This is a genomic window from Microbacterium sp. PAMC21962 (assembly GCF_019443465.1).
Taxonomy (GTDB): Bacteria; Actinomycetota; Actinomycetes; order Actinomycetales; family Microbacteriaceae; genus Microbacterium; species Microbacterium hominis.
On sequence record NZ_CP080381.1, the window covers coordinates 1,959,298 to 1,970,835 of the forward strand.

The following is an 11,538-nucleotide window of genomic DNA, read 5'->3' on the forward strand; positions in this document are numbered from 1 at the left end:
CGTGAGCACCGTGATCGAGAGCCTGCGCGCCGAGGTGCGCGACGACACCGCCTTCGTCCCGACCGCGCGTCCGCGGCTGAGCTGGGTCGTCGGCGGGGACGTCACCGGCTGGCGGCAGGCGTCGGCGGAGCTGTCCGACGGAGCGCAGCAGGTCACCCTCACCGGCGACGAGAGCGCCCTCGTGGCGTGGCCGTTCGCCCCGCTCGCCGCCGGTGAACGGCGCCAGGTGCGGGTGCGCGCCCACAGCACGGACGGCCGGTCCACGCCCTGGAGCGCACCGCGCGAGGTGGAGGCGGGCTTCCTCGCCGACGGCGAGTGGGTCGCGCTGCCCATCGGCCTCGCCGAGCCCGCGCGTGCGGCGCAGCCCGCCGAGGTCCGCACGAGGTTCACGCTCGATCGCCCCGTCACCCGCGCGCTCCTGTTCTGGACCGCGCTCGGCGTCGGCGAGCCCGCCGTCAACGGCGCCCCCGTCACGGCGGACGTCCTCTCCCCCGGCTGGAGCGCCTACCGCGACCGCCTGGTCCTGGAGACGGTCGACGTCACGGCGCTCGTGCACCCCGGCCCCAACGAGCTGTCGGCCACCATCGCCGGCGCCTGGTACACCGAGCGCTACGGGTTCTTCACCTTCACCGACCGCCTCTACGGCGACCAGCCGTCGCTGCTCGCGCAGCTGCGCGTGACCTACGCCGACGGGACGGTCGCCACGGTGGCCGCCACGGGCCCCGTGTGGGAGGCGAGCGGAGACGGACCGGTCGTGGACAGTGGGATCTACGCCGGCGAACACCAGGACCTGCGCCGCGACGCCGCCGGCGCATCCTGGAGCCCGGCCCGCGTCGGCCCCGCGGCGCGGCCGGGCTACGACCGGGTCCCGGTGCCCGAACCGCGCATCGCCCCGCCCGTGCGGCGGATCGAGGCGCTGCCCGTCGCCGCCGTCGTCACGAGCGCCTCGGGCGGCACGATCCTCGACTTCGGTCAGAACCTCGTCGGCCGCCTGCGCCTGCGCGTGCGTGGGGCGGCGGGCACGCGCGTGGTCGTGCGTCACGCCGAGGTGCTCGAGGACGGCGAGCTCGCCCTCCGCCCCCTGCGAAACGCCGCCGCGACCGCCACCTTCGAGCTGTCCGGCGGCGACGACGTCCTCGAGTCGCGCTTCAGCTTCTACGGCTTCCGCTACGCGGAGATCACGGGCCTCGACGTCGCCCCGGAGGACGTCGAGGCGATCGTCCTGCACACCGATCTCACGCGCACCGGCTGGTTCACGGCATCCGACCCCCTCATCGACAAGCTCCACGAGAACGTGCGGTGGGGCATGCGGGGCAACTTCCTCTCGATCCCGACGGACTGCCCGCAGCGCGACGAGCGTCTGGGCTGGACGGGCGACATCCAGGTGTTCGCGCCGACCGCGACGTTCCTCTACGACTGTGCGGGCTTCCTCGCGTCGTGGCTGCGCGACCTCGCCCACGAGCAGGCCCGCGCCGACGGGGTCGTCCCCCTCGTGGTGCCCTCGGCGCTGCCGGCGTTCGCCGGGGGCGGGCCCACCGCCGCGTGGGGAGACGCGGCCACCGTGGTGCCGACCGTCCTGTGGGAGCGTTTCGGCGACCGCGAGGTCCTCGCCGCGCAGTATCCGAGCATGCGCGCGTGGGTCGAGGCGGTGCTGCGCGACGCGGGCGACGGTGGTCTCTGGGCGGGACGCATGCAGCTGGGCGACTGGCTCGACCCCGCCGCCCCGCCCGACAAGCCGGGCCAGGCGAAGGTCGACGTCGACATCGTCGCCACCGCCTATCTCGCCCGCTCGCTGCAGCAGGTCGCCGACGCCGCGGTCCTGCTCGGACACGAGGCGGATGCCGCGCGCTACGGGGCCCTCGCCGCCCGCTCGCGCGCCGCCTTCGCCGCCGAGTACGTCACCCCCGCCGGCCGCATGATGAGCGACGCGCCCACGGCGTACGCACTCGCGCTGCAGTTCGATCTGGTCGAGGGGGACGACCTGCGCGCGGCGCTGGGCGCACGGCTCGCGGCCCTCGTCCGCGAGGGGGGCTACCGCATCGGCACCGGCTTCGTCGGCACGCCGCTCGTCGCCGACGCCCTCACCGCGACCGGCCACCTCGACGCCGCCGAGCGTCTGCTCACGCAGACCGAGTGCCCGTCGTGGCTGTACCCGATCACGCAGGGCGCTACGACGGTCTGGGAGCGGTGGGACTCGCTGCTTCCCGACGGCACGGTCAACCCGGGCGAGATGACCTCGTTCAACCACTACGCGCTCGGAGCCGTCGCGGACTGGCTGCATCGCACCGTGGCGGGGCTCGGCCCGGCATCCCCCGGCTATCGCCGCCTGCGCGTCGCACCCCGCCCCCTCGCGTCGCTCGACCACGCGTCGGCGCGCCACCTCACCCCCTACGGTGAGGCCGCCGTCGCGTGGCGCCGCGAGGGCGGGACGATCGTCGTCACCGCGACGGTGCCGGCCAACACGGATGCCGAGGTCGACCTTGCGGGGCTGCGCACCACGGTCGGCCCCGGCACGCACGAGTGGCGCGTCGAGGCGGCTCCGCCGGCGCCCCGTCCTCCGCTGCCCGGGCTCGACGCGGACCTCGCCGCCGTGATCGACGACCCCCGCGCCTACGCCGCCCTCCTCGAGGCACTCGCCGCCGCCGCGCCCGAGCGCGTCGCGACCGTGCGCGCCGAGACGACCTGGACGGCCGGGCGCCCGCTCGCGACCGCCCTGATGTTCACCCCGCCCCCGGTGCTCGCCGCCGTGGACGCCGCCGTCCGCGCGGCGACGACGCCGACCGCCTGACACCCACCCGAGGAGCACCATGTTCGACCGCGCCAGCACGTTCGGCGAGACGCTCGACAGTCCCGCCGGCCGCGCCGTGCTCGAGAAGCACCTGCCCGGCATCGCCGCCTCGCCGATGGCGCAGCAGTTCCGCGACGCGCGCCTGGGCCAGCTGGTCGCCCTCGTGCCGGAGCTGGAGGACCCGTCCGCGCGCGACGCGCTGTGGGCCGCGCTGGCCGAGGTCGGCGACGGGACGGCGCGCGCGCCGCACGCGCCCGCGATCGCGCCCGATCCCGCCTACGAGGGCGAGGACGTGCCCCGGGGCTCGGCCGTTCCGGCGGCGGCGGCGCCGACGCGGCGATGGGACCCGCTCGAGGTGCGACTGTCGGGTCCCGCGCACGGCAACCCCTTCGTCGACGTCGACCTCGACGCCCTGTTCACCCGACCCGACGGCACGACGGTGCGCGTCGGCGGCTTCTACGACGGCGACGGCGTGTACGTGATCCGTGCCCTCGCGGACGCCGAGGGCGAATGGCGCTTCGAGACCCGATCGACCGCGCGCTCGCTCGACGGCGTGACCGGACGCCTCGAGGTCGCCGCCGCCCCCGTCGAGGCGCACGGACCGGTGCGCGTCGACGGGTTCCACTTCCGGCACGCGGACGGCGCACGCCACCGCCCGATCGGCACCACCGCCTACGCGTGGACGCACCAGAGCGAGGCCCGACAGCAGCAGACGCTGCGCACCCTGGCCGCGGCGCCGTTCGCGAAGCTGCGCATGTGCGTGTTCCCGAAGTCGTACCTGTACAACGCGAACGAGCCGCTCGACTTCCCGTTCGTCGGCTCGCTCGCGGAGGGCTTCGACCTCGAACGGTTCGATCCCGCGCACTTCCGCCGGCTCGAGCGTCGCATCGCCGATCTCGCGGCCCTCGGCATCCAGGCCGACCTCATCCTGTTCCACGCCTACGACCGGTGGGGCTTCTCCGACCTCGGCCCGGCCGTCGACGAGCGCTACCTGCGCTACGTGATCCGTCGGCTGACGGGCTTCGCCAACGTCTGGTGGTCGCTGGCGAACGAGTACGACCTGCTGTGGTCGAAGGACCTCGACGACTGGGAGCGCCTCGCCGCCGTCATCGGCGAGGAGGATCCGTTCGGCCATCTGCTGTCCATCCACAACTGCCGGCCCTTCTACGACTACGGCCGGCCGTGGATCACCCATGTCTCCGTGCAGCGCGTCGACGTGTACCGGACGGCGGAGAACACCGACCAGTGGCGCCAGCGGTGGGGCAAGCCGGTGGTCGTCGACGAGTGCGCCTACGAGGGCGACATCGACCAGGGCTGGGGCAACATCACCGGCGAGGAGCTGGTCCGCCGCTTCTGGGAGGGCGCCGTCCGCGGCGGCTACATCGGCCACGGCGAGACCTACTATCCGCCCGTGCTCCCCGCCGATCCCGCCGGTCCCGCCAATCCCGCCGACACCGACGACCAGGAGGACGACGACGAGGTGCTGTGGTGGTCGAAGGGCGGCGTGCTCCACGGCACCTCCCCCGCCCGCATCGCCTTCCTCGACCGGCTGATCGGCGAGGCCCCCGACGGCGTGTGGGACCCGCTGCCGGGCGACTGGGACGTGCCCTGGGGAGGCGACGGAGGCGGGCGTGTGCGCGTCGGCTACTTCGGGTTCAACCGCCCGCGCTTCCGCCACGTCATCCTCGGCGACGGCACCTGGCGCGTCGAGGTCATCGACACCTGGAACATGACGATCGAGGAGATCCCGGGCCACCACACCGGTCAGCTGCGGGTGGAGCTGCCCGGTCGCCCGTACATCGCCGTGCGTCTCACCCGGACCGACGCATGAACGCGACGACCTGGACCGTCACGACGCCGGAGGAGCCGTGGCGCGCCGCGCCCCCGCCCGTCCTGGCGGCCCCCACGGCCATGCCCGACGTGATCGTGGCGGTCGACGACCCGCAGCAGGAGATCGACGGCTTCGGCGCCTGCTTCAACGAACTGGGCTGGGCGGCGCTCGGGCTGCTCACGGCGCAGGAGCGCGACGGCATCCTGCGCGAGCTGTTCGCCCCCGGGGTGGGCGCGTCGTTCGGGCTGTGCCGGATGCCGGTGGGAGCCAACGACTTCTCGCTGGACTGGTACTCGTACGACGAGACGCCGGGCGACCTCGCGCTGGCGCATTTCGACGCGTCGCACGACGACGAGACGCTCGTCCCGTTCATCCGCGCCGCACGCGCGCACCGGCCCGACCTGCGGCTGTGGGCGTCCCCGTGGAGCCCGCCGACGTGGATGAAGCGCAACGGCCACTACGCCGGCGCGATGCCGCATCCGTTCTTCGGCGACGTCGACAACGGGCTGCGACCCGAGCAGGTCGGCGCGGAGGGCACCGACATGTTCCGCACCGACGAGGAGCACCTGCGCGCCTACGCCGCCTACTTCGGCCGATTCGTCGACGCCTACGCCGAGCGCGGGATCCCGATCTCGATGGTCATGCCGCAGAACGAGTTCAACTCGCCGCAGGTCTTCCCCAGCTGCACGTGGACGCCGGCCGGGCTGGCCGCGCTGCTGCGCCACCTCGGACCGCAGATGGCGGCCCGCGGGGTCGAGGTGTACCTCGGCACCCTCGAGCGCGCCGACGACCGTCTGGTGGGCGCGGTGCTCGCCGACGATGCGGCGGCCGCGGTCGTGTCGGGGATCGGCGTGCAGTGGGCGGGCAAGGGCGCGGTCGCGGCGCTGCACCGCCTGCATCCGGACCTGCGCATCGTCCAGACCGAGCAGGAGTGCGGCGACGGCCGCAACGACTGGCGCCAGGCGCGCTACGCGTGGCGCCTCATGAAGCACTTCCTCGGAAACGGCGCGAACGCCTACCAGTACTGGAACATCGCGTTGCCCGAGGGCGGCCGCAGCCGATGGGGCTGGACCCAGAACTCGCTCGTCGTGGTCGATCCGCAGCGCCGCACCTTCCGGTACACGCCCGACTACCTCGTACTCAAGCACGTGGCCGCGTTCGTGCGGCCCGGCGCCCGCGTGCTGCCGACGTGGTGCGTCGCGGGCCACGACAATCAGCTGGTGTTCCGCAACCCGGACGGCTCGGTGGTGGTGGTCCTGCACAACGAGCTGGCCGAGCCCCTGCCGATCAGCCTGCTGCTGGGCGAACGGGTGCTGTCGCTCGAGCTGCCGGCGGCTTCGTTCAGCACCGTCGTCATTCCGGCCTGAGCGGGCCCGAATCCTCCGAGAGCCGGCGCGAGGCCGTCGCCATGTGCGTCGCCATCGCCGAGGCGGCGAGATCGGCGTCGGCGGCGGCGACGGCGGCCTGCACGGCGGCGTGCTCGTCGATGGCCAGCAGGGCCGCCGCCTCGTCGTGCACCGCGCGGTCGGCGTAGACCTGCAGGAGCGACCGGACGACGTGCAGCAGGTCGACCAGCGTGTCGTTGCCGGCGGCCGCGGCGAGCGTCTCGTGGAACTCGGCATCCGCGCGGGCGAAGGCGCCCAGGTCGGCGGTGCCCGCCCGCATGCGATCGAGGGATGCCGCGAGGGCGGCCCGATGCGCGGCGTCGGCCCGTCCGGCCGCGAGGCGTGCGACGTAGATCTCCAGGCCCGAGCGCAGTTCGAGCAGCTCGGCGGTGTTCTGCTGTCCGATCAGCAGTCCCCAGCGCAGCGTCTGCGGCAGCAGGTCGCTGGCCGTCCCGCGCAGGTAGGTGCCGGAGCCGGCGCGGACGTCGACGATGCCGAGGATCTCCAGCGCGGCGAGCGCCTCGCGAACGGCCGAGCGGCCGACGCCGAGGGTGGCAGCGAGCTGACGCTCGGGCGGGAGACGCGTGCCGGGCGCGAGCGAGCCGCCGGTGAAGAGATCCATGAGCCGTCGGGCAACCTCGGACACGGGCGTCCCAGACGGCAGCGCGCCGAGCGCCGCCGTGATCTCGGCGGAGCGGTCGTCCGGGTAGGCGGGCACGGGACCAACATACGGCAGTCGCCGTCGCGGGTGAGATATTGGTCAACCGGTTCTTGCAATTGGTCAACCGGTTTGTCAGAATATCGACGGGTGAGCGGCAGCTCGCCGCCGGACCGATCGACCAGGAGTCACCGTGGACCCTCTCCAGAGCACTCGTGCGCACGCCGCGACCGCGCGGAGCGCGCGATGACACGGCTGTGGAACGATCCGGCCGACTTCGCCGACGAGATGATCGACGGCTTCGTGGCGGCGCACGCCCGCTACGTGCGCCGCGTCACGGGAGGCGTCGTCCGCGCCGCCGGCACCACGCCCGGCCGGGTCGCGGTCGTCGTCGGCGGCGGATCGGGCCACTACCCCGCGTTCGGCGGTCTCGTCGGCCCGGGCCTCGCGCACGGCGCCGCGATGGGGAACCTGTTCGCCTCCCCCTCCGCGCAGCAGGTGCACGCCGTCGCGTCGGCGGCCCACGCCGGCGGCGGCGTCTTCTTCGCGTACGGGAACTACGCCGGGGACGTGCTCAACTTCGACGCCGCGCAGGAGCGACTGCGCGGCGAGGGCATCGCGTGCGCGACCGTCGCGGTCACCGACGACATCATGAGCGCGGCCCCCGCGGAGCGGCACCGCCGCCGCGGGATCGCCGGCGACCTCGCCGTGTTCCGCATCGCCGGTGCCGCCGCCGAGGCGGGCTACGACCTGGACGGCGTGGCCCGCGTCGCGGCGCTCGCCAACGAGCGCACCCGTTCCTTCGGCGTCGCCTTCTCCGGGTGCAGCCTGCCCGGCGCCGACGCGCCCCTGTTCTCGGTGCCGCCCGGCCGGATGGCGGTGGGTCTCGGCATCCACGGCGAACCGGGCGTCGCCGAGACCGACATCCCGACCGCGGACGGACTCGCCGCTCTGCTCGTGGACGCGCTTCTCGGCGAGATCCCGGACGGCGTCGAGGCGAGCGGCGCCCGGGTGGTGCCGATCCTCAACGGGCTCGGCTCGCTGGCGCACGAGGAGATGTTCGTCGTCTACCGCCGCGTCGCCCATCTGCTCGCCGCCGCCGGGGTGGAGGTCATCGACCCGCACGTCGGCGACTACTGCACGAGCTTCGACATGGCCGGCACGTCGCTCACGCTCCTCTGGCTCGACGACGAGCTGGCCGCTCTCTGGGACAGCCCGGTCGACACCCCCGCGTACCGCCGCGGCGCGACGGCCGCGCCCGGCCCCGCGGCGCCCGCCCCCGCCGCGGTCATCCCTGCCGCGCCGAGCGCCGCGCCCGCGGCGCCTCCCGGCGACGAGGCCTCGCGCCGCTGCGCCGCCACGGTGGTCGATGTGCTCGGCACCCTCTCCGCCACCATCGACGCGAACGTCGCGGAGCTCGGCCGGATGGATGCCGTCGCCGGCGACGGCGACCACGGCATCGGCATGCAGCGCGGCGCCCGTGCCGCACGGCACGCCGCCGCGGAGGCCGCCGCCGCCGGGGCAGGCGCACGCGGAACGCTCCTGCGCGCCGCCGACGCCTGGTCCGACCGCGCCGGCGGCACGTCCGGAGCGCTCTGGGGCGTCATCCTCGGTCGCATCGCGGAGCACCTGGGCGACACCGGCGCGCCGGATGCCGCGGCGATCGCGGCCGGCGTCGCCGACGCCGTGCGCGCCGTGCAGCGGTACGGCGGCGCCGAGCCCGGCGACAAGACGCTCGTCGACGCCCTCCTGCCCTTCAGTGCCGCGCTCTCGCGCGCCGTGGGCGACGGCGCCGGCCTCGCCGACGCCTGGCCCCTCGCGGCCGCCGCCGCCCGCGCCGCCGCGGACGCCACCGCCGACCTCGTACCCCGTCGTGGCCGCGCCCGCACCCACGGCCGCAACAGCGTCGGCACCCCCGACCCGGGCGCGCACTCGCTCGCCCTCATCGCGACCGCCGTGGGCCCCGTGCTCGCCGCACGCCCCTCCGAGAGGACCCCGTCATGACCGCACCCCTGCGCCTCGTCATCGGCAGCGACGACGCCGGCTTCGAGTACAAGGAGGTCCTCAAGCGCGACCTCCAGGCCCACCCTCTCGTCGCCGACCTCGTCGACGTCGGCGTCGACGCCGACGGCCACACGCCCTACCCGACGGTGGCGATCGAGGCCGCCGAGCGCGTCGCCCGCGGCGAGGCCGACCGCGCGCTCCTCATCTGCGGCACCGGACTGGGTGTCGCGATCGCGGCCAACAAGGTCCCCGGCATCCGCGCCGTGACGGCCCACGACTCGTTCTCCGTCGAGCGCGGTGTGCTCTCCAACGACGCGCAGGTGCTCACGATGGGCCAGCGCGTGGTCGGCATCGAGCTCGCGCGCCGCCTCGTCCGCGAATGGCTCACCTACCGCTTCGACGCCTCGTCGGCGTCGGCGGAGAAGGTCGCCGTCATCGCCGCCTACGAGAGCACGGGATCGTGCGGGTGAGCCCCGTCACGGTCGGCGTCAGCCTCAAGGCCTACTTCGACCGCGACCGCGCCCGCCGCTGGTTCGACGTCGTCGCCGCCGAGGTCGGCACCCACCCGGCGGTCCGCGCCGGCGCCGTCGAGGTGTTCGTCGCGCCGACCTACCTGCAGATCGACGACGCCGTCCGCGCCTTCCGGGACACACCGATCGCGGTCGCCGCGCAGGACGTCTCCGCCCACGGCGACGGCGCGTTCACCGGCGAGGTCTCCGCAGCCGAGCTCACCCGCTCCGGCGTGACGCTGGCCGAGATCGGCCACGCCGAGCGGCGGCGCCTGTACCGCGAGACCGACGCCGACGTGGCCGCGAAGGTCGCCGCCGCCCTCGCCGAGGGCGTCGTGCCCGTGCTCTGCCTCGGGGAGAGCACGCGAGAGGATGCCGCGGCGGCCGCGGCGGCCACCCTCGCGCAGCTGCGTGCCGCGACCCACGCCGCCCCGGCGGGGCGCCTCGTCGTCGCCTACGAGCCGGTGTGGGCGATCGGGGCCGACGCGCCGGCGCCCGTCGCGCACGTCGCCGCGGTGACACGGGCCCTGCGGGTCGCGCTCGACGCGGATGCCGCACGCGCCGGCTCCGCCGTCGTCTACGGCGGATCGGCCGGCCCCGGCCTGCTCGCCCGCCTCGGCGACGCCGTGGACGGCCTGTTCCTGGGTCGGTTCGCGCACGACCCCGCCGCCTTCCGCGCGGTCGTCGACGAGGCCGCGCGGATGCCGGGGCTCGCGCCATGATCGGGCTGGGCACGTACGCCTTCTTCTGGCAGCACTCCGAGCGCGTCGCCCACCCCCTGTCGCTGGTCGGCGCCTTCGAGGCGACCCGCGCGCTGGGGGTCGACCTGTTCCAGATCTGCGACTACGCGCCGCTGGACGCGATGAACGAGCGGGAGCTGCGCGCGGCGGCGGCCGCCGCCCGCGACCTGGGCCTGACCATCGAGCTGGGCACGAAGGGCATCGCCCCGGAGCACCTGAGCCGCTACCTGCGGGTGGCCGAGGTCTTCGACGCCCGCCTGGTGCGGTCCATGCTCAACGGCCCCGGCTCGGCGCCCACGACGGCGCAGGCGCAGACGTGGCTCGAATCGTCCGTGCGGGACTTCGAGCGAGCCGGAGTGACGCTGGCTCTGGAGACGTACGAGCAGATCGCGACGTCGGACCTGCTCGCTCTCATCGCCGCCGTCGGCAGCCCGGCGCTGGGCGTGTGCCTCGACCCGGCCAACGTCGTGGCCCGGCTGGAGACACCGCGGACGACGGTCGAGCTCGCGGCATCCGCCACGGTCAACGTGCACGTCAAGGACTTCGCCTTCGCGCGGCAGGACGGCTGGGTGGGCTTCACCTTCACCGGCACCCCCCTGGGGACCGGACTGCACGACTACGCGCACCTGCGGGCCGCCGTGCGTCCCGCCGCGCGCGGGATCAACGAGATCGTCGAGCACTGGCTGCCCTGGCAGAGCGACGCCGAGACCACCGTCCGCACCGAGCGGGAATGGACCCGCACCGCCCTGGACCACCTGAGGAGAACCCCATGAGCCACACCATCGCCGTCTTCGGAGCCGGAGGGAAGATGGGCACGCGCGTGTCCGACAACCTCGTGCGCACCGATCACACCGTCCACTACGTCGAGACGTCGCCCGCCGGTCGCGAGCGCGTGCGCGCCGCGGGTCGCGCGCTGTCCGAGGCCGCCGACGCCGTCGCCGACGCCGACATCGTCGTGCTGGCCGTGCCAGACCTCGCGCTCGGGCCCGTGACGGCGCAGCTGGTTCCGCAGCTGCGGCCGGGGACGATCGTGCTGACGCTCGACCCGGCAGCCGCCTACGCGGGCCTGCTGACCACCCGCGACGACATCGTGCAGGCCGTCGCCCATCCGTGCCACCCGTCGGTGTTCCTCGAGCGCACGTCGAAGGAGGAATGGGCCGACACCTTCGGCGGCGTCGCGGCACCGCAGGACGCGATCGCCGCGATCGAGAGCGACGACCCGCGCAAGAAGGCGATCGTCGAGGAGACGGTGCGCGCCATCTATGCCCCCGTCATCGACGTGCACTGGGTGAGCGTCAAGCAGCTCGCCCAGCTGGAGCCCACCCTCGTCGAGACGGTCGCGTGCATGATCGGATCCCTCCTCAACGAGGCGCTGCACGAGGCGATCCACACGATGGGCGTTCCCGAGGCGGCGGCGCGCAGCATCCTGTACGGGCACACGCAGGTGGCGCTGGCCAATGGGCTCCGCGGCGACAACCCCTTCAGCGACGCCTGCCTCATCGCGATGGACTACGGTCGCGAGAGCATCATCAAGGACGACTGGAAGAAGATCTTCCGCGACGACGAGCTCGACAAGAACCTCGCGCGGATGCTCCACCTCGATCGCATCGAACGCTGAGGATC

At 74.3% G+C, this 11,538-nt stretch carries 9 protein-coding genes; 8 read left to right on the forward strand and 1 reads right to left on the reverse strand.

Annotation, left to right across the window (positions count from 1 at the left end; all coding sequences use genetic code 11):
• Position 1: 1 nt before the first annotated feature.
• Genes KY498_RS09460 through KY498_RS09470 form a run of 3 tightly spaced genes read left to right on the forward strand, consistent with a single transcriptional unit; the run spans position 2 to position 5,986 of the window.
• Positions 2 to 2,788 (forward strand): alpha-L-rhamnosidase, encoded by a 2,787-nt coding sequence (locus KY498_RS09460; protein ID WP_191009529.1) that lies wholly within the window; start codon positions 2 to 4, stop codon positions 2,786 to 2,788.
• A gap of 19 nt (positions 2,789 to 2,807) precedes the next feature.
• Complete coding sequence (locus KY498_RS09465) at positions 2,808 to 4,619, forward strand: DUF5605 domain-containing protein (protein ID WP_191009528.1); 1,812 nt, start codon at positions 2,808 to 2,810, stop codon at positions 4,617 to 4,619.
• The gene (locus tag KY498_RS09470) at positions 4,616 to 5,986 is read left to right on the forward strand and encodes a glycoside hydrolase family 30 beta sandwich domain-containing protein (protein ID WP_191009527.1); all 1,371 of its coding nucleotides are present in this window, start codon (positions 4,616 to 4,618) and stop codon (positions 5,984 to 5,986) included. The genes KY498_RS09465 and KY498_RS09470 overlap by 4 nt, the downstream gene beginning before the upstream one ends.
• On the opposite strand, the gene KY498_RS09475 is transcribed toward KY498_RS09470, so the two are convergent.
• A complete protein-coding gene (locus KY498_RS09475; RefSeq protein WP_061782559.1) occupies positions 5,973 to 6,722 on the reverse strand; it encodes a FadR/GntR family transcriptional regulator in 750 nt (249 codons plus the stop codon). The genes KY498_RS09470 and KY498_RS09475 overlap by 14 nt on opposite strands.
• A 186-nt stretch (positions 6,723 to 6,908) precedes the next feature.
• Between KY498_RS09475 and KY498_RS09480 the strand changes: the two genes are divergently transcribed.
• From KY498_RS09480 to KY498_RS09500, 5 genes are read left to right on the forward strand one after another with little or no spacing between them, the layout of a single operon-like run.
• Positions 6,909 to 8,666, forward strand: coding sequence for a dihydroxyacetone kinase family protein (locus KY498_RS09480; protein ID WP_191009526.1), 1,758 nt, complete (start codon positions 6,909 to 6,911; stop codon positions 8,664 to 8,666).
• The gene (locus KY498_RS09485; protein WP_061782557.1) at positions 8,663 to 9,136 is read left to right on the forward strand and encodes a ribose-5-phosphate isomerase; all 474 of its coding nucleotides are present in this window, start codon (positions 8,663 to 8,665) and stop codon (positions 9,134 to 9,136) included. Before KY498_RS09480 ends, KY498_RS09485 begins: the two co-directional genes overlap by 4 nt.
• On the forward strand, positions 9,133 to 9,897 hold the full coding sequence (locus KY498_RS09490) for a triose-phosphate isomerase family protein (RefSeq protein WP_223848818.1): 765 nt from the start codon (positions 9,133 to 9,135) through the stop codon (positions 9,895 to 9,897). The genes KY498_RS09485 and KY498_RS09490 overlap by 4 nt, the downstream gene beginning before the upstream one ends.
• Positions 9,894 to 10,688 (forward strand): sugar phosphate isomerase/epimerase, encoded by a 795-nt coding sequence (locus tag KY498_RS09495; protein ID WP_191009524.1) that lies wholly within the window; start codon positions 9,894 to 9,896, stop codon positions 10,686 to 10,688. The genes KY498_RS09490 and KY498_RS09495 overlap by 4 nt, the downstream gene beginning before the upstream one ends.
• On the forward strand, positions 10,685 to 11,533 hold the full coding sequence (locus KY498_RS09500) for a phosphogluconate dehydrogenase C-terminal domain-containing protein (RefSeq protein WP_061782556.1): 849 nt from the start codon (positions 10,685 to 10,687) through the stop codon (positions 11,531 to 11,533). Before KY498_RS09495 ends, KY498_RS09500 begins: the two co-directional genes overlap by 4 nt.
• The last annotated feature ends 5 nt before the right edge of the window (positions 11,534 to 11,538 follow it).